We start from the raw sequence: 21,881 nt of genomic DNA, 5'->3' as shown, positions 1-21,881 counted from the left end.
TCTTTATTTATCTGAGCCTCATCCTGCTCAGATGATCACGGTGGAGAGACTGTGCTCTTCATCCGGTGCAACGGTCACTCCCGCATCACCGGCGATGGCCGCTTCGACGCAGAGCATGGTGCGATAGCCATCGTCGCTCATGTCGGCCATGGCGGTGGCCCCTTCCAGCCAGGGGGTCCAGACCACCACGCTGTCGTGGTTGCCACTGACCACCCGGATCTCGCGCTCACCATCCTGCACGCTCACCAGCGCCTCTGGCTGCCAGTAAACCCGATCCAGCGGCCCGCTCAGGGTCAATGCCCCCTGCTGCTTGGCATCCTGTCCGATCAGCTTGTCGGCATAGGGCTCACCCAGACCGCTCACGCTCACCGCCTCTGGTGCGCTGATCTGCAAATAGGTGTGCAGCGCACCGCTGTAAGTCAGCGGCTGAGCACCTGTATTGCGAGTGGTCAGCACCAGCGAAAGCTCTTTGCCAACCAGCACGTCCAGTTCCAGCTCGAAGGGGTGATCCCACAGGGCGCGGGTAGCATCGCTATCGCGCAGGGAAAGATGAACAAGCGTGCCGTCAGCGTGATCTGAGACCCCGTCCAGCATCCAGAGGGTGGTTCGGGCAAAACCGTGGGAGGGCTTGCCGCTACCGACGCGGGCGGGCGCCGGGCCAAACCAGGGCCAGCAGATCGGGATACCACCGCGAACAGGCTTGCTGCCATCCAGCACCGCCTTGTCGCTCAGCCAGATGGAGGCCGGCTCGCCATGACGCTGATAGCTCAGCACATGGGCGCCAAACAGGCTGATTTCTGCCTTGGCATAGTCGTTGTTGATGGTGAGAACCGGCAGACCGGCCGCATTGTTGGCAAGCTTGCAATTGGCTGTCAGGGGACGAATGGATTGCATGTGGACTCCTGTCATCAGGGGAAACCGAAAAACAAAAAGGCGGCCAATGGCCGCCTTTTTCAAGCTACGCGATTGCGCATCCCAAATTACTTGGAGATGTGAGCGATCAGGTCCAGAACTTTGCTGGAGTAGCCCATTTCGTTGTCGTACCAGGATACAACTTTAACGAATTTGTCGTTCAGCTGGATACCAGCCTTGGCGTCGAATACGGAGGTCTGACGCTCACCCAGGAAGTCGGTAGATACAACTTCGTCTTCGGTGTAGCCCAGAACGCCTTTCATAGCGCCTTCGGAAGCAGCTTTCATCGCTTCGCAGATTTCTGCGTAGGTGGCAGCTTTCTTCAGGTTAACGGTCAGGTCAACAACAGACACGTCCGGAGTCGGAACACGGAAAGCCATACCGGTCAGCAGGCCTTTCAGTTCCGGGATAACTACGCCAACAGCTTTGGCAGCACCGGTAGAGGACGGGATGATGTTCTGAGCCGCACCGCGGCCACCGCGCCAGTCTTTGGCAGACGGACCATCAACGGTCTTCTGGGTAGCAGTGGTAGCGTGAACGGTGGTCATCAGGCCAGACTCGATACCGAAGGTATCGTTCAGAACCTTGGCGATCGGTGCCAGGCAGTTGGTGGTGCAGGAAGCGTTGGAAACGATGTCCTGGCCAGCGTAGGTAGAGTCGTTAACACCCATTACGAACATCGGGGTAGCGTCTTTGGACGGGCCAGTCAGAACAACTTTCTTGGCACCAGCAGCGATGTGCTTACGAGCAGTCTCGTCGGTCAGGAACAGACCGGTAGCTTCAGCAACAACGTCAACACCGATTTCGCCCCACTTCAGGTTAGCCGGGTCACGCTCAGCGGTAACACGTACGGTTTTGCCGTTTACAACCAGGTTGCCGTCTTTAACTTCAACGGTACCGTTGAAACGACCGTGAGTTGAATCGTACTTCAGCATGTAAGCCATGTAGTCAACATCGATCAGGTCGTTGATACCAACAACTTCGATGTCTGCACGCTCGCAAGCCAGACGGAATACGAAACGACCGATACGGCCAAAACCGTTAATACCTACTTTGATAGTCATATTTAGTTACCTAACTGTTCAGTAGTCAAAGAAAATTCCGCTTGTAAATTTACTAGAACTCTCCGGTGAGTCAACCAACATTCTGTCTGAAATTGCGCTATATCATGAAAAACTGTGAAATTAATTTTCTGTTTATGTAACTGATTACCACGTTTTGACGAAAAAAGTGCCAGATCGTGGCATCGCGCAGATATCAACAATAGTGCCTACTCGGTCACACAACCATTCACAGAGATATGTAAAAATGTGCGCGGTTTAGCATGGCCAAAGAGCCACTGTTCAAGTACCACCCCATAAAAATCAAACAAAATAGTATAGATAGAATCCACAGCGGGAATTCTCAAACTATGACCACCCTGATTGAACAGCTGGCTGCCGCAAAAGGTATCGCCAGCGAGTATGTCGATGCCTGGGGCCACCCGGCCCAGGTATCCGAAGAGAGCAAGGCCGCCATGCTGGGCGCCATGGGCTACCGCGTCGATGACGAGGCCGCACTGGTGCAGCAGCTGGAAGAGGAGCATCGCCAGCACTGGCTGCGGGCGCTGGATCCTGTGATGGTGGTTCGCACCGGCGACGCCGTTACCCTTGAGGTTCGCCTCCCCATCGAATTCGTCAACGACGCCCTCACCTGGCAGCTCCAGCAGGAGCAGGGTACAGTGCTGTCCGGTCAATTCACCCCCATCGAGGGTGAGCTGGTCGGCGTGGCCGAATTTGAAGAGATGGAGTGCCAGGCCTATCGCGTCACTCTGGATATGGCCCCGGAGCTGGGTTATCACCAGCTGGTGCTGCTGGAAGAGGGCAATGACGAGCCGCTGGCCACCATGCGCCTCATCGTTGCCCCCAAGGCCTGCTACAAGCAGGCTCCAATTGCCGATGGCCGCAAGGTATGGGGTCCGAGCGTGCAGCTCTACTGCCTGCGCAGCCGCCATAACTGGGGTATCGGTGATTTCAGCGATCTGGGCCAGCTGGTCGAGAAAGCTGCCGCCTGGGGTGCCCACTTCGTCGGTCTCAACCCTATCCACGCCCTCTATCCGGCCAATCCGGAGAGCGCCAGTCCCTACAGCCCCTCTTCCCGTCGCTGGCTCAACGTGGCCTATATCAATGTGGAAGCGGTGCCCGAATTCCAGCAGAGCGATCGCCTGAAAGCGGAAGTGGCGAGCCCTGCCTTCCAGCAACATCTGGCCGATCTGCGCGCCAAAGAGAACGTCGATTACACCGGCGTGATCCAGACCAAACTCGGCATGCTGCGTCAGGTGTTCGATGAAGCCACCCTGAGCGCCGAGCGTCAGGCCGCCTTTGATGCCTTCGTGGCCGCCGGTGGCGACAGCCTGCAACAGCAGGCAGCATTTGATGCCCTGCAGGCCCACTTCTATGCCAAAGGCGAAAATGCCTGGGGCTGGCCGGTATGGCCGCAGGAGCTGCGCGATTACCACAATCCTGCCGTTGCCGCCTGGATGGCCGCGCACCCGCAAGATGTCAACTTCTACCTCTATCTGCAGTTCCTGGCCGACGAGCAGCTGGCGCAAGCCGATGCCCGTGCCAAGGCTGCCGGCATGGTGATGGGGATCTACCGGGATCTGGCAGTGGGTGTCTCCGAAGGCTCCACCGAGATCTGGGCCAACCAGGATCTCTACTGCCCGAAAGCCTCGGTCGGTGCGCCGCCCGATATTCTCGGCCCGCTTGGTCAGAACTGGGGCCTGCCCCCGATGAACCCGAACAAGCTGTTTGAAGCGGCCTATCAGCCGATGGTGGACTTGTTCCGTGCCAACATGCGCTCCTGTGGCGCACTGCGTATCGACCACGTGATGGCCTTGCTGCGCCTGTGGTGGGTACCGCCCGGAGCGTCCGCCGCCAAGGGCGCCTACATCTACTATCCGGTCAACGATCTGCTGGGCATTCTGGCCCTCGAATCCCACCGTAATCAGTGCCTGCTGATCGGCGAGGATCTGGGCACCGTGCCGGAGGGGATCGACGTGACCCTGAAAGAGAACGGCGTCCACTCCTACAAGGTGTTCTTCTTCGAGCGCTCCAAGGAAGATGGCGGCTTTATCTCCCCGGCGCACTACACCGAGCAGGCGATGTCGGCCCTGACCACCCACGACATGCCGACCCTCAAGGGCTTCTGGCACTGCGATGATCTGGCGCTCGGCCGTCAACTGGGTCTGTATCCGGATGAAGATGTTTTGAAGACTCTGTATGCTGATCGTCACCAGGCCAAACAGCGGATCCTCGACAGCTTGCATGCCCACAAGGTCATCTCTGACAACATCAGTCATGATGTGAACTGGGTCGGCATGAACACCGAACTCAACCACGGTCTGCAGATCCATATGTCCCGCGGCAGCTGTGCCCTGTTCAGTACCCAGCTGGAAGACTGGCTGGAGATGGACAAGCCGGTCAACGTACCGGGCACCAGTTACGAATACCCCAACTGGCGCCGCAAGCTTTCCGCTGATCTGGAAGATATTTTTGCCAATGAGGCACTCAAGGCACTGGCTGGCAAGATGAGCCAAGCCCGTGATGAGGCCAGTCGTTGAGACGCTGTCTCCCACAGCGCTCTCACCTAAATCCACTCCGGCTTCGGCCGGAGTGGATGCTCTGTCATGAAAGGAAATCTCGATGCTCGTTGAACGTTTGGTTGCTGCCCGCTGTTCCGATCCCTTCTCTCACTTAGGCCTGCAGGCCAATCCGGATGGGCCCGGCCTCAAACTGACCGCCTGGTTGCCTGATGCCCTCGAAGTTCGCGTCAAGGATCTCAAGTCGGGCAAAGTCGTTGCCACCCTGGCGCCCACCGATGAATCGGGTCTTTTTGAAACTGTTTTCACCCGCCGCAAAAACTCCTTCCCCTATCAGCTGCTCGCCAGCTACCAAGATGCCACCACCGAGGTCATCGACCCCTATCAGTTTCAGGATGCCGCCTGGGCAGGCCTGGCCGAACTGACCGCCCAGCCGGAAAACCTCTACCACACCCTTGGCGCCCAGCTGCGCACCGTGGAGCATCTTGGCCAGCAGGTGGAAGGGGTGCGTTTTGCGGTCTATGCGCCAAGCGCCACCGCAGTGAGCCTCATCGGCGATTTCAACTTCTGGGATGGCCGCCGCCACCCGATGCAGCGCAGCCTCTGCGGTCACTGGGTGCTGTTTGTGCCGGGCCTCAAGGCCGGGGATCGCTACAAGTTCGAGCTCAAGGACCCCATGGGCAACCGGCTGCCCCACAAGAGCGATCCGGTCGGCTTTTACTGCGAGCAGTATCCGTCGTTCGCCTCCGTGGTCTATGACCACGCCCAGTACCAGTGGCAGGATGCCGAGTGGATTGCCAGCCAGCACAACGACAAACGCGAGCAGCCGCTCTCCATCTATGAACTGCACGTCGGCTCCTGGAAGCGCCACCCCAACGGCGACAGCCTGAGCTGGCGCGAGCTGGCAGTGGAGTTGGTCGCCTACGTCAAGGAGATGGAGTACACCCACATCGAGCTGCTGCCGGTCTCCGAGCACCCCTTCAGCGGCTCCTGGGGCTACCAGCCGGTGGGTATGTTCTCCCCCACCAGCCGCTACGGCACCGCCGATGATTTCAAATACTTCGTCGACCAGTGCCACCAGGCCGGTATCGGCATCATTCTGGACTGGGTACCCGCCCACTTCCCGTCCGATGCCCACGGCCTGGCCCGCTTCGATGGCACCCCGCTCTACGAGTACGAGGATCCGCGCCGTGGCTGGCACCCGGACTGGAACTCCTACATCTATGACTTTGGCCGCGACACAGTGCGCCAGTTCCTGGTGGCGAGCGCCCTGTTCTGGCTCGACAAGTTCCACATCGACGGCCTGCGGGTGGATGCGGTCGCCTCCATGCTCTATCTGGACTACTCCCGCAACGCCGGTGAGTGGGTACCGAACGTTGATGGCGGCAACCACAACTACGAGGCGATCAGTCTGCTCAAGTGGACCAACGAGGAGGTCTACGGCAAGTATCCCCACGCCATGACCATAGCCGAAGAGTCCACCGCCTTTGCCGGTGTCTCCCGCCCCACCTTCCTCGGCGGCCTCGGCTTTGGCTTCAAGTGGAATATGGGCTGGATGCACGACACCCTCACCTATATGCAAAAAGAGCCGATCCACCGTCGCTACCACCACAACGACATGACCTTCTCCATGGTTTACCACTATGACGAGAACTTCATCCTGTCGCTCTCCCACGACGAGGTGGTGCACGGCAAGCACTCCATGCTCTACAAGATGCCGGGCGACGAGTGGCAGCAAGCAGCCAACCTGCGGGCCTACATGGGTTTCATGTACGCCCACCCGGGCAAGAAGCTCAACTTCATGGGCACCGAAATCGCCCAGAGCAACGAGTGGAACCACGACGCCCAACTGCCGTGGCATCTGCTGCAATATCCCAAGCATGCCGGTCAGCAGCGGCTGATCCACGATCTCAACCACCTCTACCGTCATGAGCCTGCCTTGTATCAGGCCGATTATGAGCAGACCGGCTTCCGCTGGCTGGATCATAACGATGCCGACAACAGCATCTTTGCCTGGCTGCGGGCGGACAAAGAGGGCAAGCAGGCTATTGTGGTGGCTTGCAACTTCACCCCGGTGCCTCGTCTCGAATATCGGATCGGCGTCCCTGCGGCGGGCCACTATCGGGTGGTGCTCAACACCGACAGCGAGTATTACTGGGGCAGTAACTATGATGTAGGTCTGGTGTTCGCTGCCGAGCCGACCCCCTGGCAGGGGATGGCGCACAGCATAGTGCTGGATCTGCCGCCGCTGGCGACCTTGTTTATCAAACAGGAGTCTTGATGCTTGTAATGGAAAAAGGGGTGGGCCACCCGCTGGGGGCCCGCCTTGACGAGAACGGTTGCCACTTCTGCGTCTGGGCCCCCCAGTCGGACAAGGTGGAGATCTGCCTGTACGACGAGCAGGAGCAGGAGCTGATGCGGCTGGAGTTGCCCGGCCGCCGTGGCCAGTATCGCTTTGGCTACGTGCGCGGCGTAAAGGCCGGTCAGCGCTACGGCTATCGGGTCTATGGTACCCCGCAGGAGGGGATGCTGTTCGATCCGCAAAAACTGCTGATCGACCCCTACGCCAAGGCGCTCAGTCGTCCCACCTACTGGGATGAAGCCCTCTATCAGGGGGACAGTGCCGGGATGATTGCCAAGTCGGTGGTAGTGGATGACAGTTTTGACTGGCAAGGGGTTGGCAAACCCGGGATCAGCCCGGCCCGCACCATTATCTACGAGACCCACGTCAAGGGCTTTACCAAGCAGCACCCGGGGATCCCCAAAGCGCTGCAGGGCACCTACCTTGGCATCTGTCACCCGCTGGTTATCGAGCACATGAAGAGCCTCGGCATCACCTCGGTGCAGCTGATGCCGGTGGCCGCCTTCATGTCGGAACCGCGACTGGAGCAGCTGGGACTCACCAACTACTGGGGCTACAACCCCATCGCCTTCTTCGCCCCGGAGCCGCGTTACAGCACCAGAGCAGACGAGGCGGTGACCGAGTTCAAGACCATGGTGCGCGAGCTGCACCGGGCCGGGCTCGAGGTGATCCTGGATGTGGTCTACAACCACACTGCCGCCTCGGGCTTCGACGGCCCTACCCTCTCGTTCAAGGGCTTTGACAACGCCGGTTACTACGCCTTCGAAGCGGGCCCCCACGGCCCGGACTACACCCGTCACGCCAACGTGACCGGCTGTGGCAACAGCGTCAATCTGGATCACCCCAATACCCTGCGACTGGTGCTCGATGCCCTGCGCTACTGGGTTACCGAGATGCAGGTGGATGGCTTCCGTTTCGATCTGGCGGTGACGCTGGCGCGGGAAGCGGGGGAGTTCGAGCCCATGGGCGCCTTCTTCAAGGCCGTGATGGCCGACCCTGTGCTGTCACAGGTCAAGCTCATCGCCGAACCCTGGGATATCGGCCCCTTCGGCTACCGGCTGGGTCAATTCCCGAGCCAGTGGCAGGAGATCAACGACCGCTACCGCGACACGGTGCGCGCCTTCTGGCGCGGTGATGCGGGCAAGATGGGGGACTTTGCCACCCGCTTGGTAGGCTCGCGGGATATTTTCCCGAAGAACTGGCGCTCCCCCCACACCAGCGTCAACTACCTCTGCTATCACGACGGTTTCACCCTGGAGGATCTGGTCTCCTACAACCAGCGCCACAATCAGGCCAACGGTGAAGACAATCGGGATGGTCACGGCAACAACCTCTCCTATAACCACGGGGTAGAGGGGCCAACCCTGGATCCGCGGGTCAACAGCCTGCGCCAGCAGCAGAAGCGCAATCTGATTGCCACCCTGCTGCTGTCGCAAGGGACCCCGCACTTCCTCGCCGGGGACGAGATGGGCCGCAGCCAGCTTGGCAACAACAACGCCTACTGTCAGGACAACCAGATCAGCTGGGTCAACTGGCAGTGGCGACCGGAGGATGAACGGCTGTTCGCCTTCACCCAGCAGATGATGGCGCTGCGGGCGGAGTCGTGCGTCTTCTCCAACCTGCAACTGAGCGACGACAGCTGGAATGGCACCCCGTCCAGCTGCCATCAGGTCAACTGGTATCACCCGGACGGCCACCAGCTCACCGATCAGGATTGGCACGCCCCCATGGGGCAGGCGTTCGCCATGGATATCGGCATGATCAACTGTGTCGGCGAGCGCTGGTACGTGCTGTTCAACGCCAGCGACTACGATATCCAGTTCCGCCTGCCCCCGCCGGGGGAAGGGCTGGAGTGGATCCAGACCATCGACACCGCCACTAACGATGGGCTGCCCTTCCTGCCCGATGACATCAAACGGCAGGTGGCGGTCGGCCGGGCCCACTCCCTCAAACTGCTGGAGCGGGTGGCGCTGGCCAGCACGGCGGAGGATGCCCAGCCACCGCAGCAGGAAATTCTCCCTGCATCCGGTGAGGAGATGGTTGCCACCTCGATCACAGATACAGGCAAAGCATAAGAGGCATGCTGGAGTCAGCTTTACGGAGCCGCTATGCTGGGCTCCGGTATGGATGGCAAGGAGTCGGTATGAGCAGTAACAATCCGGAACAGTGGCGCAGCAAACTGACCCCCGAGCAGTTTCACGTTTGCTGGGAGAAGGGCACCGAGCGCCCCTACAGCGGCGCCCTGCTCCACAATCGCAAGAGCGGCGACTACCTCTGTGTCTGCTGCAAGAGCGTGCTGTTTCACTCAGGAGCCAAGTTTGATTCCGGCTGCGGCTGGCCCTCGTTCGACAAGGCCATCGAGGGGACGGTGGAGTACACCGAAGACAACAGCCACGGCATGAAGCGGGTGGAGATCACCTGCCGCCAGTGCGGCTCTCACCTCGGTCACGTCTTCCCCGACGGACCGACCGAGACAGGCCAGCGCTACTGCGTCAACAGCCTGAGTCTGGATTTCGATCCCGAGGTCTGAACGGCTTACCCATTGCAATAAAAACGGCGCCTCCATCACGGAGGCGCCGTTTTTATCGGGATTTCACCGGCTTCACGCCAGCAGGATGGCGGCCATCACCAGCAGGGCCGCGATGGCCGGCACCGGCAACTTCAACACCCGCAGCAGATAAAAGCCGATGGCCGCCAGCGCCAGATCGGTCGGCGCCAGCACCGCACTCTGCCACACCGGCTGATAGAGGGCCGCCAGCAACAAGCCCACTACGGCAGCATTGATGCCGGTGACAGCCCCCGCCAGACGGGGCCGGGCCAGCCACTGTTGCCAGCAGGGGCCCACCGCCCAGAGCAGCAGAAAGCCGGGTGCAAAGAGCGCCAGAGTCGCCAACAGGGCCCCGATCATCGGCATCTCGGGCTGCAACTGGGCGCCAAGATAGGTGGCAAGGGTAAACATGGGGCCCGGCACCAACTGGGCCAGGCTGTAACCGGTCAGAAACTGCTGCGCGTTGAGAGTGTGGCCCACGCTCTCTTGCAGCAGCGGCAGCACCACATGGCCACCGCCAAACACCAGACTACCGGCGCGATAGAAGTCGGCAACCAGCTGGCCAATCGGGCTACCGAGCAGCGGCAGACCGATAAAAAGGATGCCAAACAGCAGCAGGGTCGGCCAATGAGGCTGACTGCTGGCGGCAGAAGGCTGCTCGGCGGAGGCTGGCACACTACCCGCCCCGCTCTGGCTGCGGGCGCAGATCAGCGCAGCTCCCGCCAGCATCAACAGTTGAGTCAGCAGACCGGGCTGCCACCAGAGTGCAGCAGCGGTCACCACCATGATCCCTTGAGTCATTCCCGTGGCACAGAACTGACGACTCATGGTGAGCACCGCATCGGCCACCACGATGAGCGCCAGCAGCTTGAGGCCGTGCAGTGCCGCATCGAGCCACAGATTGCTGCCCAGCTGGCCGATGCCGATCGCAGCCGCCAGTAACAGCAGAAATGAGGGCAGCGTAAAGCCAACAAAAGCTGAGAGCGCCCCGCCCAGACCGGCGCGATGACGACCGATGGCGAAACCAAGCTGGCTGGAGGCGGGCCCCGGCAGCAGTTGGCACAGCGCCAGCAGGCGGGCAAATTCGGCCTGTGTCAGCCAGCCGAGCCGCTGGACGAAGGTGCGCTGGAAATAGCCGATATGAGCGGCCGGGCCGCCAAAACTGATGCATCCCAGCCATAAAAACTGAATAAATACCTGTCCCACGCTCTTCTCCCTCATCCCTCTTCTCCCGATGGAGAGGGGATATTATGACAGCGCGATGATCGTTTTATGACAATCAGACTGATTCGGCCGACACCATGGGCACATCACCCGGCAGATAGCAGCGTCCCGCCAGCCAGCAGGCAATGGATTGGCGGCTGGCGTCGAAATGGGGCTCGGGCAACTCGCTCGGATCGCACCAGACCCAGCCTTCGCACTTCTCCGGCTCCAGCAGTTGCGGTTCGCCATCGGCCCGGGCGTACAGTGTCACCGAGATATAGTGCAACCCGCTCTCGCGCCAGGTATCCAGATTGTTGGTCACCGCCACGACCTCGGGCCCTTGGATCTCAAGTCCGGTCTCCTCGGCTACCTCGCGGATCGCCGCCGACTCGAAGCTCTCCCCCAATTCCAGATGACCACCCGGGATCGACCAGTAGGGGGCATGGCTCCCTTTGCGTTTGCCAAGCAGCACCTGGCCTTGGGCGTTGGTCAGGATGACGCCGACCCCGACGCGGGGATAGAGAGTGGACATGAAAACGCTCCTTCAATAAGGCAGTAAAACGGCCCCACCTTAGGCCCAAGAAGGGCACAGGGCAAGCCCCGGCTGCACGGTACCTGCACCTGTCGGTGGCCCCTCCCCTTGCCCCTTAACCGGTTATCACTGATGCTGGGGAGTGAAGCCCGGATGGAGAGGTCATCCCAATCCTCTCGGTCCCCCATCACCCCGAGGAGTCCGCCATGAAAAAATTGCTCCCCCTGTGCGCTCTGCTGCTCACGGCTTGCCAAACCACGCCGCCCCCCAACTCGCTCGCCATCGATGATGCCGACGCCTGGCAGGCCATTTGCAAAGATGGCACCCGGGTTCGCGCCGTGGTGGCAGAGGGGATCTGTGGGGATCATCGCGGGGTAGCCATGTGGACGAATAAGCCAAGAGCTGAACGGATGGCAGAAGAAGCCGCCAAATAGTGTGATCCAGACACCATAAAATGACTCTACTGGCCAATTGGCCGGATTTTTTCGCGATCTCGCCAGCACTTTGCCACCTTGTTCATGGTGCGCTCAGTTTTCTGTTCCCATACTGGCCCTACAGTTCCAAAAGAGGAGAGACAAGATGCAAACATCCATCGTCGGGCTCTCCATTCTGTGGGGGCTAGCCAGTTTTGGTGTTCAGGGGGATTTCATCGAGAGCCGTGATTCCGTTGCGCCATCCTGGCAAGCCGAGTCCAGAGTGGAGATGGAAGGTTATCTGATTGAATCGCTTGGCGAAGATCGCTGGCTGTTCGACAACGGCAGCGAGAGCCTGCTGGTCTCCCTGCCCGAGGGGCAGTGGGTGCCGACCGGCGAGCGGCTGCGAGTCAGCGGCGAACCGCAGCAGGAGCAGAGCGGCTGGCTGCTGCAGGTGGAAGACATCAGCCAGGTCAGCGTCTGACAGCGGCAGTCGCCCCGTCACCGCGACAGCGAATCCAGACCCGACAACCACTACCGAACAACCAAGAGCGAATAGCAAAAGAGGAGGCCAGTGGCCTCCTCTTTCTGTTTATCTGAGCGGTTTGCGCGGGCTCAACCCAGATGGTTGAGCGGCAGCGCCGTCTTGTGCTTGATGCGGCGCAGCACGAAGCTGGAGCGCACTCCGGTCACCCCCGGAATATGGGTCAGCTTGTCCAGCAGGAAGTGCTGATAGTGCTCCATGTCGCGCACCACCACCTTGAGCTGGTAGTCGGCATCGTTACCGGTGATGAGGTCACACTCCAGCACTTCGGGCAGTTCGCTGATGGCGCGATCGAAATTCTCGAACCGCTCCGGCGTATGTCTGTCCATGGAAATGTGAATGTAGGCGGTGAGGGTGAGGCCTAGCTGGCGGGCGTTGAGCAGAGTAACGTGGGTGTCGATGAGACCGGCATCCTCCAGCGCCTTGACCCGGCGGGAGCAGGGGGACGGCGAGAGCCCGACCAGCTCGGCCAGTTCCAGATTGCTGATGCGGCCATTCTCCTGCATCAGCTCGAGAATATGTCTGTCTATGCGATCAAGTTTCAGCATTTACCCTTCCTCGTTGCAATGACTAATCCACTTTTCCTAGATTAAGGGTGAACTATTGCAAAAACAACCGAAATAAGTGGTTACTTTGCAACCACTCACCGGCACGGGAGGGATACTATGGTTACATCTTCCGGTGGCAAAGCAGATACCTGACCGGGTCTCTGCGGTGAAGGACCTTACCGGGTCAAGAGCCCCATCAGCCGTCTTACTTTATCGGGAAATGACGGGCTGGAACGAGAGAACCCCCTCCCCGAAGGCAACAAAGCAGGCATCCCGGCGCCTGCTTTGTTGTTTTTGGGCGTTTGGCGCAATCAGAACGCGGGCGGCGTGATGCGATAGAGGCAGCGGTGCGCCCCCTCCAGCAGATACTGCTCCCGCTCCACCGTCGCCGGCGCCAGCAGCTGGCGAAACAGCGCCAGCTCGCTGCGACAAAAACCGCGGCAGGCGCGCGCCGCCGCACAGATGGGACAGTGGCTCTCCCACAGCAGCCAGCTGCCATCCTCTTCGCGGCGGGTCTCCGCCATGTAGCCCTCGCGAGTACGCAGCTCCTTGAGCGCCGCCAACCGGCCAGAGAGGCCATGGGACCCCAGCGCCTCCTGATAGCGAACAAGCATCTGCTGCTCCCGCTGCTGGATCAGCCGTTCCATCCCCTCCTCGCCAAACAGCTCGCGCACGTTGTCGATCAGTTGCACGGTCAGGTCGCTATGGCTATCGGGGAAGCGCTGCCAGGCCTGCTCGGTGAGCTGCCACAGCCGCACGGGACGACCGCGCCCGCGCGCCTCGTCGCTGAATGTGACCCACCCCTCCTGCTCCAGCGTGAGCAGGTGCTGGCGGGCGCCCATGGAGGTCATCTGCAACTGCTCCCCCAGCGCGGCGGCGCTCTGCGGGCCATGGCTCTTGAGCAGAAACAGGATCTTGTCGGTGCTTGCGTTCATGATCTCATTATGGGGAGCGCCCTTTATTAAATCAATAATTCACTTTACTTAATCTCGTCTATGAACCAGCATAAATAAACCAATAACTTTACTTAATGGGTGCGGCATGGAGAAACACGAGCACAAAAATCCCCTCTGGGTGCTGGTCATGACGGTCACGCTGGCAGTTGCAGGCTTCAGTCTTCCCTCCCCGGTGTTGGCACCTTTGCTGCTGGATCCGGCGCAGGGGATGCTGACGCCGGAAGCCTCCGACTGGAGCCGCAAGGTGTGGCTGGGGGTCATCATGGGGCTCTATCCGCTGTTCCAGCTGGTGGGCAGCCCCTGGCTCGGTCGCCTCTCCGACCGCTATGGCCGCAAGCCACTGCTGTTGCTCTCGCTGGCGGGGGTACTGGCAGGCTATGCCCTGATGGCACTCGGTATCGCCTGGCGCTCCCTCCCCCTGCTGCTGCTCAGCCGGATTGTAGAGGGGCTGTGCAACGGCAACATCGCCATCGTGCAAGCGATGGCAGCGGATCTCGCCGGCAAGGAGCACAAGGCCCGCAGCTTCGCCTGGATCAACATCGGCATGAATCTGGGCTGGGTAGTGGGGCCGATGATCGGGGGCTACGCCGCGGTGATCTCGGGGGATTACAGTCTGGCCGCCTGGCTGGCCGTCGCGATGACCCTGCTCAACCTGCTACTGGTCTACTGGCTGATCCCCTATCGTCCGCCGGTGGCGGCCACCCTTCAGGCCGCGACTCTCTCCAGCCGCCAGCTGTTGCTGCAACCGGCCCTGCTCCCCTACTTCGCACTCACCCTGATCAGCTATGGCGCCGTGCAGCTCTATTTCACCTACTTCAACATCTGGCTGGTAGAGCGGCTGGCCTGGGATCCGGCCCAGCTGGCGCAGGCGGCGGTGCTGGTGAGCCTGCCCATGATGGCGGGCTCCTGGCTCGGCTCCCGCATCGCCCGCCACTGGCGCGGCAGCTCCCTCGGGATTGTCGGCCATCTGGTGATGGCGAGCGGCATGCTGCTCTTTATCCTGCCTGTGCACTGGTGGGGGCTGGCACTCACCTTCGTTCCCGCTGGTATCGGCATGAGTCTGGGGGAGCTGGCCACCTCGGTGGCGATCTCCAACCGCAGTCACCCGGAGCAACAGGGGCAGGCGATGGGGCTCTACCGCGCCCTCGCCGTAGGCAGCGAGATCCTGGCGGTGCTGCTCGGCAGTCTGGTGCTGCTGGCCGGTACCGAGTGGCCCTTCTATCTCGCCACCCTCTGCTCCCTTGCCAGTGCCGCCGGTTTCTATCTGCTGCGCCGCCGTGCCGACCGTCGTCAACAGCTGGCCAGCTGCACCTGAGCCACGAAGGGATCACAGTTCGGCGCTTCGGCTGCGGGCAAGACTTGCATCGGGGCGCCGGGTCTGGGACGGTAAGGCTCTTTGCGGATTTGTTCGATGCTGGAGGAGCTATGAGTGAGTACAAGGCCATCGCGCTCGATATGGATGGCACCCTGCTGACCCGGGATCACAAGATCTCGTCGGCCACCCGGGCAGCCCTGGCGCAAGCCCGCGCCCACGGCATCAAGGTGCTGCTGGTCACGGGGCGCCACTACATGACGGCGCGTCCCTTCCACCACGAGCTGGCCCTCGACACCCCCCTCATCTGCAGCAACGGCGCCTATCTCTATGATCCGGTGCAGAACCGGATCATCAGCGGCGACCCGCTGGCGGCTGCCCCGCTTACCGAGCTGCTGGCCGCGGTCGAGGCACAGCAGATGGGCGCCCTGTTCCATCTGAGCGAGGGGATCGGCTACATCGGCTGTGAAGAGCATGTCACCCGCATCCGCCACTGGTCGGCCAATCAGCCGGATCACCTCAAGATCGCCATCCATCCGGTTGAGGAGCTGGCAGGCTGGCTCGACAACCCGGTCTGGAAACTGGAGCTGTTCAATCAGGATCCGGCGCGCCTGCACACCTTTATGGGCGAGGTGGTCGAGCAGATGCCCTTTACCCGCGACTGGGCGGCCCCCTATGCGGTGGAGCTGGTACAGCCCGGTTGCAGCAAGGGCAACCGGCTTGCCCAGTGGGCCGCCAGCGAAGGGATTGCGATGGATCAGGTGGTGGCGTTTGGTGACAACAACAACGACATCAGCATGTTCGAGCAGGTAGGGCTGGCGGTGGCCATGGGCAATGCGGCCCCGCAGATCCAGAGCCATGCCCATCGGGTCACGGCCGACCACAACGAAGATGGTATCGCACTGGCGCTACAGCGCTGGGTGCTGCCCTGATCTGACAAGGTGCAACACGGCCAGCACGCGGGCTGGCCATGAAGAGAGGGATTAACCGCCGAAGGAGAACTGGATCACCCGATCCGGATAACGCAGACGGTTGTACTCCCGGCGCAGGGATTCGTAGTGGCGAATGGCCCGATCGCGCTTGGCGCGGTAGTAGTCGCGCTGTTCCGTGTTGGTTTCGTTGCGGATGCTGCGCTCCAGCGTATCGATATCCCTCTCGGTACGCTCCAGCTCGTCGCTGATCTCCCGCAGGCGGGCAGCCAGTTTGTACTCTTCGTAGCCACGCTGATACTGCTTGAGGAAGCTGGCGTCATTGGGGCATACCCCCAGATAAGCCTGCCCCTCCTTGCCCTTGCTGTAAGCCAGCTCGGGAATGCAGTAGAGCTCCAGCCCCTTGTCGTAGCCCCGTTTCCACTCGGCTTCATCCACTTTGAGGCCATATTCGCTGCAAGACGAAACGTAATCGCGGGTCGCCTGACGGGTTTTGCCTTCCGATCCATCCTGATAACCCAGGTTGTACCAACTCATGGTGCGGCACTCATCTTCTGACAGGGCACTGCATCCCGCCAGCAATACCGGCAGGGTCAGCAACAGGATTTTGGGGGACATGAACAGACTCCGGAAAAGATAGTGAGCGGCATTCTAGAGAGGATAAAAGGCCATAACAAGGGATGCGCTCCCGTGCGGTCTGGTGCGGTTTATTTGATGTTTTTGTCACTATTCGCGACCACGTCAGAGGGGGCGGCCAACCCGCTTTCCTTGTTATCAGGTGCAAGGTAAACTGCGCCATCTTTTAACTGGCGCGCAACAAAAACAATGAAAGTCCTGACCGTCGATTACCGCTCACCCGATGCGGCCCAACGCTTCACCGAATCCCTGCGAACCACCGGCTTTGGCGTGCTGACCAACCACCCCATTCCGAAAGAGCTGGTGCAGTCCATCTACGACAACTGGTATCGCTTCTTCATGAGCGAGCAGAAGCAGGATTTCCTGTTCAACCGCGAGACCCAAGATGGCTACTTCCCCCCCTCGGTCTCCGAGGTGGCCAAGGGCCATAGCCAGAAAGACATCAAGGAGTACTTCCACATCTACCCCTGGGGCCAGATGCCACAAGAACTGAAGGTGCAGGCGATGGAGTACTACCGCCTCGCCAACGGTCTGGCCGCCGAGCTGCTGGGCTGGGTGGAGCAGTACACCCCGGCCGATATCGCCGCTCACTACAGCTGCCCCCTCTCCTCGATGATCGAAGAGAGCCAGAAGACCCTGCTGCGGGTGCTGCACTATCCGCCGTTCAATGGTACCGAGGAGCCGGGCGCCATCCGCGCCGCCGCCCACGAGGATATCAACCTGCTCACCATTCTCCCCGCCGCCAACGAACCGGGGCTGCAGGTGAAGGGCTCCGATGGCGAATGGATGGATGTGCCGTGCGACTTTGGCACCCTCATCATCAACATCGGCGACATGCTGCAGGAAGCCTCTCGCGGCTACTACCCCTCCACCACTCACCGCGTCATCAACCCGACCGGTGGCAGTGCCGCCAAGTCGCGTATCTCCCTGCCGCTGTTCCTCCACCCGCGCCCGGATGTGGTGCTCTCCGAGCGCCATACCGCTCACAGTTATCTGATGGAGCGGCTGCGGGAGCTCGGGGTGCTCTAATCCACCGACGAGCCGTTGTCAGAGACCAAACCGGAGCAATCTCGCTCCGGTTTTTATTTGGTGGCAGGATTGGGCAAAAAACAGAATTAAATTAGTCAATCGTGCCAATAAATCGCATTTACACCTGATAACCGTCGTAGTGATTGCGCCGTGACCTCCGTAACATGAGCGCCATTCTGCCCCTGCCCAGGGGCGCTCGATTGGAGTTCTTATGAAGCAGTCCCAATGGTCATCCCGACTCGGCTACATCCTCGCCGCAGCGGGTTCCGCGGTCGGTATCGGCGCAATCTGGAAATTCCCCTATGTCACCGCCGTCAACGGCGGCGGCGCCTTCCTGCTGGTCTTTCTGCTGTTCAGCTTCACCCTGGGGGTGGCGGTACTGATGGGGGAAACCCTGCTCGGCAGCATGAGTCGCCGCGGGGTAGTCGGAGCCTTCTCCGATCTGCTCGGCAAACAGTGGCGCTGGGTTGGGGTAATGGGGGTGATCTCTACCCTGCTCATCTACTGCTTCTACAGCGTGGTGGGCGGCTGGACCCTGGGCTATACCGGTATGGCCATCTCAGGTCAGCTCAACCATGGGGATGCGGCGGCCCTCACCGCCCGCTTCAATGACTATGTCAGCGGCGACGTCTGGCCAATCCTCACTCACCTGCTGTTTGCCGCCCTCACCTGGATGGTGGTGCAAGGCGGCATTCAGAAAGGGGTGGAGCGCACCCTGCGATGGATGATGCCGGCCCTGTTCCTGATGATCCTGATGCTGGTCGCCTTTGGCCTCACCCTGCCCAATGCGATGGCGGGAGTACGTCACTTCCTGATGCCCGACTTCAGCAAGCTGGGGATGTCCGGCGTGCTCGATGCCATGGGGCTGGCCTTCTTCTCCCTCTCCATCGGTCTGGGCATTCACACCACCTACGGCGCCTATCTGCCGACCAGCGAAGGGGTTGGTCGCTCCAGCCTCTGGGTGGTGCTGCTGGCCAGCATGGTGGCGGTACTGGCGGGGCTGATGATTTTCCCGGTGCTGGCCTCGACCGGTATCGACCCGGCCTCCGGCCCCGGTCTCACCTTTATGACCATGCCGGCTGTGTTTCAGCTGCTGCCCTTCGGTCAGGTGCTTGAGGTGATCTTCTTCGCCCTGCTGGTCTTTGCGGCGCTCTCCTCGGCCATCTCCCTGCTGGAGCATTTGCAGTGCTTCCTGTGCGAGACCTGGGGCTGGTCACGCCGCACGGCCTGCAGCGCCATCACTGGATTCGTCATGGTTAGCAGTGTTCCGGTCAGCCTGTCGTTTGGTTCGCTGCAACACGCCACCCTGTTTGGCAAAACCATCTTCGAGTTGCTGGACTTTGTTACCTCCAACCTGATGATGCCGCTGTTCGGCCTGATGCTGACGCTGCTGCTGGGTTGGAAGCTGGGACGCAAGGCGCTGCCGCAGGGGATTGCCAGCCACTGGCATCACTTGCTGATGAACTGCTGGCGCTGGATTGCCCCCTTGCTGATCGGCGGGATCTTGATTCGCGGTCTGGTGTGACGGTTACTCTTCGCGGGTGGGCTCATCGGCCCGCCCCTGGGCGGCTCTGACGGCATCCAGGGCATGCTGCCAGCGGGTGATCTCGGCATCATCCGTTCCCTTGGAAAAGACGATATAGAGACCGGCCTGATGGAGCAGCACGCCACTGCTGACGATGCTGCGCCGGGATAACCCCATCTTGTCGAGGGTGGCCTCCATCACCAGCTCCGCCATCGGCAAGGCATCGATCTTGCCCAGCATCAGCCGCTCTATCGCCTCCCCGACTGTCTTGTAGCGCACCAGATTGGTGTAGCCCTCATGGGTCAGCCGCACGTCATCGGCATTACCCAGCACGACCCCCACTCTGGGCAGATCCCGCAGCTGTGCCAGCGAGGTCAGCGGGTGGCGACTATCCGGCGCCTGATAGATAAAGACCCGATTGATAAAGAGCGGGCCAACCCATTTGAAATGGGACTCCCGCTCCGGGAGCCGCTGTACCACGAACAGTCCATAGCCGGGCTCGACCCGTGCCAGCGCCAGCGCCCGCTTGAGCGGGTAAATCCGCACCGGATAGCGGGTGCCAAGCTCCTCCTGCACCTCATCAATCAAACGAATGGCGAAGCCATCAAGCTTGCCATCGCGGTATTCGGTAAAGGGGGGTAAGTCGTGACTCAGCAGGGTTAATCCGGACTGCGCCGACACACTCAGGCTGATCAGTAACCAGGGCAGCATCATCCATCTCATACGACATCCTGTATCATCGTTGTCCCCGTCAGTGCCATGTCGCGGTCACTAGTTCCAGAAGAAGCTACGTCGATTATCGCCCAGTAAATAGCCACAAGGTAGAAAAGATGCTGCCCTGCGAGGTTCCCCACATTGAGTTGTACGTACAGTCAGAGTGGTGACAGCGGCACACATAAAAAATTTTTGATTTTATGTGTCAATTATTCTTTCCATGGTTTAGGCTGTTCCCTCATTCATTAGCCAGGTTGCCACCTCATGTCTGCCATCCTCGTGCTGTTTGGTCGATTTTTTAGCTCGCAAGAGAGGTGACCTTGCACGCACAGTTTTTCTGAATGTTCATTGCAAAGGTCGCCTCAGGCGGCCTTTTTTATGGTCTGTCGTTTATTGCTACAGAGGAGTATTGCTTCGATGTCGTGTTACCCGGAGGTTGTATGAGCCAGGTTCAGTGGTCTTCCCGTCTCGGTCATGTGCTGGCCGCAGCAGGCACAGCGATTGGCCTTGGTGCCATCTGGAAGTTTCCCTATGTGACCGCCACCAATGGCGGTGGCGCCTTCCTGCTGGTGTTTCTGCTGTTTAGCTTCACCCTGGGGGTAGCGGTACAGGTCGGCGAAACCCTGCTCGGCAGCCATAGCCAGCGCGGGGTGCTCGGCGCTTTTCGCAAACTGGTGGGGCCGAACTGGCGCTGGATGGGGTATATGGGGATCGCCTGCGGCTTCTTTATCTACAGCTTCTACAGCGTGGTGGGCGGCTGGACCGTGGGTTACGCCGCGCTGGCGATGGCTGGCAAGCTCAACCTGAGCGAGGGGAGTGCCCTCACCGCCCTGTTCAACGGCTATGTCAGCAACCCCTGGTGGCCGGTGCTGACCCATCTGATTTTCGCAGGCCTGACCTGGTGGTTCGTGCAGGGGGGTATTCAGAAAGGGGTTGAGCGGGCACTGCGCTGGATGATGCCCGCGCTCTTCATCATGATGTTGCTGCTGGTTGGGGTCGGTCTCTCCATGCCGGGCTCCATGGCGGGTGTACGCCAGCTGCTGCTGCCGGACTTCTCCATGCTGACCGGCCAGAGCGTGCTGGACGCGCTGGGACTGGCCTTCTTCTCCCTCTCCATCGGGCTAGGGGTACACACGACCTATGGCGCCTACCTGCCCAATAGCGAAGGGGTACTGCGCTCCGGGGTCTGGGTCGTCACCCTGGCAAGCCTGATCTCGGTACTGGCAGGGCTGATGATCTTCCCGGCGCTGGCCTCCACCGGTATCGACCCTACCGCAGGGCCCGGGCTCACCTTTATGACCATGCCTGCCGTGTTCAGTCATCTGCCGTTCGGTCAGGGGCTGGGGGTGGTCTTCTTCCTATTGCTGCTGGTCGCTGCCCTCTCCTCCTCTATCTCCATGCTTGAGCATCTGGTGCGCTTTACCACCGAGGAGTGGGGCTGGTCGCGTCGTGGCGCCTGCCGGGTGTTGACCCTGCTCATCATGGCCTCCGGCATTCCGGTGAGTCTGTCGTTCGGCCCCTGGAGTGATCTGACCCTGTTTGGCAAGACCATCTTCGAGCTGCTCGACTATCTCACCTCCAACCTGATGATGCCGCTGTTTGGTCTGGTGCTGACCCTGCTGCTGGGCTGGCGACTGGGTGATGCCATATTGCCTGCGGGCCTGTCACCCACCCTGCGTCTGGCGCTGCTCTGGTGCTGGCGCGTGGTGGCGCCGCTGCTGATCAGCGGGATCCTGATCCGCGGGATCATGTAACGCTTTGCGAATCCGTGCGGGCAGGCCTTGGCCTGCCCTTTTTATTGCTGGCGTTTGCTTTATTACAGGCGTTCATATGAGCAGCATCACGATGGACAGGAGTGAAGTCAGTGGCCGTCGAACAATCTCGGAAGAGCAGGATGAAGAAGGATCGGAGTGGCAGAGTGGCACAATAAGAGGTGGCGTTCGGCTCGCCACAACGGCAACAGAAGAAGCTGGAGTACTGAATTGAGGGCAAAAAAAAACCCCATCTTAGTGGGGACTTTCTCTGCAACCGCAGCTGATATCTCAGGCTCGCTTGCGAATATGGTGGTCGTTACTGGGATCGAACCAGTGACCCCCTCCTTGTAAGGGAGGTGCTCTCCCAGCTGAGCTAAACGACCT

General features: G+C 60.5%; 19 protein-coding genes and 1 tRNA gene. 11 read left to right on the top strand and 9 right to left on the bottom strand.

The genetic code is table 11. From position 1 onward, the window contains the following. Positions 1-27: 27 nt before the first annotated feature. Positions 28-894 (bottom strand): D-hexose-6-phosphate mutarotase, encoded by an 867-nt coding sequence (locus tag G5221_RS15050; protein WP_421263516.1) that lies wholly within the window; start codon positions 892-894, stop codon positions 28-30. A gap of 86 nt (positions 895-980) precedes the next feature. Next, positions 981-1,976 (bottom strand): type I glyceraldehyde-3-phosphate dehydrogenase, encoded by a 996-nt coding sequence (gap, locus tag G5221_RS15045; protein WP_005335708.1) that lies wholly within the window; start codon positions 1,974-1,976, stop codon positions 981-983. A gap of 347 nt (positions 1,977-2,323) precedes the next feature. On the opposite strand from gap, the gene malQ reads away from it, so the two are divergent. The 4 genes from malQ to msrB all read left to right on the top strand — a co-directional run bounded on the left by malQ (position 2,324) and on the right by msrB (position 9,384). Continuing rightward, on the top strand, positions 2,324-4,513 hold the full coding sequence (malQ, locus tag G5221_RS15040) for a 4-alpha-glucanotransferase (protein WP_421263515.1): 2,190 nt from the start codon (positions 2,324-2,326) through the stop codon (positions 4,511-4,513). Between the two features lie 82 nt (positions 4,514-4,595). Continuing rightward, a complete protein-coding gene (glgB, locus tag G5221_RS15035) occupies positions 4,596-6,773 on the top strand; it encodes a 1,4-alpha-glucan branching protein GlgB (protein ID WP_069529707.1) in 2,178 nt (725 codons plus the stop codon). Further along, a complete protein-coding gene (gene glgX, locus G5221_RS15030; protein WP_219296176.1) occupies positions 6,773-8,929 on the top strand; it encodes a glycogen debranching protein GlgX in 2,157 nt (718 codons plus the stop codon). The genes glgB and glgX overlap by 1 nt, the downstream gene beginning before the upstream one ends. A 68-nt stretch (positions 8,930-8,997) precedes the next feature. Beyond that, positions 8,998-9,384 (top strand): peptide-methionine (R)-S-oxide reductase MsrB, encoded by a 387-nt coding sequence (msrB, locus tag G5221_RS15025; RefSeq protein ID WP_005362957.1) that lies wholly within the window; start codon positions 8,998-9,000, stop codon positions 9,382-9,384. Between the two features lie 72 nt (positions 9,385-9,456). Here the strand turns inward: msrB and chrA are convergent, their stop codons facing one another. Both chrA and G5221_RS15015 read right to left on the bottom strand, forming a co-directional pair. Next, complete coding sequence (chrA, locus tag G5221_RS15020) at positions 9,457-10,608, bottom strand: chromate efflux transporter (protein ID WP_139406775.1); 1,152 nt, start codon at positions 10,606-10,608, stop codon at positions 9,457-9,459. 73 nt (positions 10,609-10,681) lie between these two features. Beyond that, a complete protein-coding gene (locus G5221_RS15015) occupies positions 10,682-11,137 on the bottom strand; it encodes a nucleotide triphosphate diphosphatase NUDT15 (RefSeq protein WP_100645116.1) in 456 nt (151 codons plus the stop codon). Between the two features lie 206 nt (positions 11,138-11,343). On the opposite strand from G5221_RS15015, the gene G5221_RS15010 reads away from it, so the two are divergent. Together G5221_RS15010 and G5221_RS15005 are read left to right on the top strand one after the other, a co-directional pair. Then, positions 11,344-11,571, top strand: coding sequence for a hypothetical protein (locus tag G5221_RS15010; RefSeq protein ID WP_005335715.1), 228 nt, complete (start codon positions 11,344-11,346; stop codon positions 11,569-11,571). A gap of 145 nt (positions 11,572-11,716) precedes the next feature. Continuing rightward, positions 11,717-12,034, top strand: a complete 318-nt coding sequence (locus G5221_RS15005; protein ID WP_005343224.1) for a hypothetical protein — start codon at positions 11,717-11,719, stop codon at positions 12,032-12,034. A gap of 131 nt (positions 12,035-12,165) precedes the next feature. Here the strand turns inward: G5221_RS15005 and G5221_RS15000 are convergent, their stop codons facing one another. Then, positions 12,166-12,642, bottom strand: a complete 477-nt coding sequence (locus G5221_RS15000) for an Lrp/AsnC family transcriptional regulator (protein ID WP_005304871.1) — start codon at positions 12,640-12,642, stop codon at positions 12,166-12,168. A 311-nt stretch (positions 12,643-12,953) separates the two neighbouring features. Then, positions 12,954-13,577: a helix-turn-helix transcriptional regulator gene (locus tag G5221_RS14995; RefSeq protein WP_421263514.1), complete on the bottom strand. Its 624-nt coding sequence runs from the start codon at positions 13,575-13,577 to the stop codon at positions 12,954-12,956. A gap of 106 nt (positions 13,578-13,683) precedes the next feature. On the opposite strand from G5221_RS14995, the gene G5221_RS14990 reads away from it, so the two are divergent. Beyond that, the gene (locus tag G5221_RS14990; protein ID WP_421263513.1) at positions 13,684-14,913 is read left to right on the top strand and encodes an MFS transporter; all 1,230 of its coding nucleotides are present in this window, start codon (positions 13,684-13,686) and stop codon (positions 14,911-14,913) included. A 110-nt stretch (positions 14,914-15,023) separates the two neighbouring features. Beyond that, positions 15,024-15,842, top strand: coding sequence for a Cof-type HAD-IIB family hydrolase (locus tag G5221_RS14985; RefSeq protein ID WP_421263512.1), 819 nt, complete (start codon positions 15,024-15,026; stop codon positions 15,840-15,842). A gap of 51 nt (positions 15,843-15,893) precedes the next feature. On the opposite strand, the gene G5221_RS14980 is transcribed toward G5221_RS14985, so the two are convergent. Next, positions 15,894-16,457 (bottom strand): DUF2799 domain-containing protein, encoded by a 564-nt coding sequence (locus G5221_RS14980; protein ID WP_005362971.1) that lies wholly within the window; start codon positions 16,455-16,457, stop codon positions 15,894-15,896. Positions 16,458-16,664: 207 nt separating this feature from the next. Here G5221_RS14980 and G5221_RS14975 point away from each other — a divergent pair, with 207 nt between their 5' ends. Both G5221_RS14975 and G5221_RS14970 read left to right on the top strand, forming a co-directional pair. Continuing rightward, complete coding sequence (locus G5221_RS14975; protein WP_421258308.1) at positions 16,665-17,504, top strand: isopenicillin N synthase family dioxygenase; 840 nt, start codon at positions 16,665-16,667, stop codon at positions 17,502-17,504. 211 nt (positions 17,505-17,715) lie between these two features. Then, on the top strand, positions 17,716-19,029 hold the full coding sequence (locus G5221_RS14970; protein ID WP_421263511.1) for a sodium-dependent transporter: 1,314 nt from the start codon (positions 17,716-17,718) through the stop codon (positions 19,027-19,029). A 3-nt stretch (positions 19,030-19,032) separates the two neighbouring features. On the opposite strand, the gene G5221_RS14965 is transcribed toward G5221_RS14970, so the two are convergent. After that, positions 19,033-19,752 (bottom strand): substrate-binding periplasmic protein, encoded by a 720-nt coding sequence (locus G5221_RS14965; protein WP_421263510.1) that lies wholly within the window; start codon positions 19,750-19,752, stop codon positions 19,033-19,035. Between the two features lie 431 nt (positions 19,753-20,183). Between G5221_RS14965 and G5221_RS14960 the strand changes: the two genes are divergently transcribed. Then, a complete protein-coding gene (locus G5221_RS14960) occupies positions 20,184-21,497 on the top strand; it encodes a sodium-dependent transporter (RefSeq protein ID WP_201907564.1) in 1,314 nt (437 codons plus the stop codon). 307 nt (positions 21,498-21,804) lie between these two features. Here the strand turns inward: G5221_RS14960 and G5221_RS14955 are convergent. Beyond that, a tRNA-Val gene (locus G5221_RS14955) sits at positions 21,805-21,880 on the bottom strand. Position 21,881: the final 1 nt, after the last annotated feature.

Source organism: Aeromonas sp. 602200 (genome assembly GCF_049173895.1).
Lineage (GTDB): Bacteria > Pseudomonadota > Gammaproteobacteria > Enterobacterales > Aeromonadaceae > Aeromonas > Aeromonas veronii_A.
The sequence above is the reverse complement of the archived record's forward strand: the minus strand, read 5'-3'. Positions and strand labels throughout refer to the sequence as shown.

Excerpts from the sequence above, each read along its gene's own strand:
- G5221_RS15050 (WP_421263516.1), bottom strand. The coding sequence starts at position 894 with ATGCAATCCATTCGTCCCCTGACAGCCAATTGCAAGCTTGCCAACAAT.
- gap (WP_005335708.1), bottom strand. The coding sequence starts at position 1,976 with ATGACTATCAAAGTAGGTATTAACGGTTTTGGCCGTATCGGTCGTTTC.
- malQ (WP_421263515.1), top strand. The coding sequence starts at position 2,324 with ATGACCACCCTGATTGAACAGCTGGCTGCCGCAAAAGGTATCGCCAGC.
- glgB (WP_069529707.1), top strand. The coding sequence starts at position 4,596 with ATGCTCGTTGAACGTTTGGTTGCTGCCCGCTGTTCCGATCCCTTCTCT.
- glgX (WP_219296176.1), top strand. The coding sequence starts at position 6,773 with ATGCTTGTAATGGAAAAAGGGGTGGGCCACCCGCTGGGGGCCCGCCTT.
- msrB (WP_005362957.1), top strand. The coding sequence starts at position 8,998 with ATGAGCAGTAACAATCCGGAACAGTGGCGCAGCAAACTGACCCCCGAG.
- G5221_RS15015 (WP_100645116.1), bottom strand. The coding sequence starts at position 11,137 with ATGTCCACTCTCTATCCCCGCGTCGGGGTCGGCGTCATCCTGACCAAC.
- G5221_RS15010 (WP_005335715.1), top strand. The coding sequence starts at position 11,344 with ATGAAAAAATTGCTCCCCCTGTGCGCTCTGCTGCTCACGGCTTGCCAA.
- G5221_RS15005 (WP_005343224.1), top strand. The coding sequence starts at position 11,717 with ATGCAAACATCCATCGTCGGGCTCTCCATTCTGTGGGGGCTAGCCAGT.
- G5221_RS15000 (WP_005304871.1), bottom strand. The coding sequence starts at position 12,642 with ATGCTGAAACTTGATCGCATAGACAGACATATTCTCGAGCTGATGCAG.
- G5221_RS14995 (WP_421263514.1), bottom strand. The coding sequence starts at position 13,577 with ATGAACGCAAGCACCGACAAGATCCTGTTTCTGCTCAAGAGCCATGGC.
- G5221_RS14990 (WP_421263513.1), top strand. The coding sequence starts at position 13,684 with ATGGAGAAACACGAGCACAAAAATCCCCTCTGGGTGCTGGTCATGACG.
- G5221_RS14985 (WP_421263512.1), top strand. The coding sequence starts at position 15,024 with ATGAGTGAGTACAAGGCCATCGCGCTCGATATGGATGGCACCCTGCTG.
- G5221_RS14980 (WP_005362971.1), bottom strand. The coding sequence starts at position 16,457 with ATGTCCCCCAAAATCCTGTTGCTGACCCTGCCGGTATTGCTGGCGGGA.
- G5221_RS14975 (WP_421258308.1), top strand. The coding sequence starts at position 16,665 with ATGAAAGTCCTGACCGTCGATTACCGCTCACCCGATGCGGCCCAACGC.
- G5221_RS14970 (WP_421263511.1), top strand. The coding sequence starts at position 17,716 with ATGAAGCAGTCCCAATGGTCATCCCGACTCGGCTACATCCTCGCCGCA.
- G5221_RS14965 (WP_421263510.1), bottom strand. The coding sequence starts at position 19,752 with ATGAGATGGATGATGCTGCCCTGGTTACTGATCAGCCTGAGTGTGTCG.
- G5221_RS14960 (WP_201907564.1), top strand. The coding sequence starts at position 20,184 with ATGAGCCAGGTTCAGTGGTCTTCCCGTCTCGGTCATGTGCTGGCCGCA.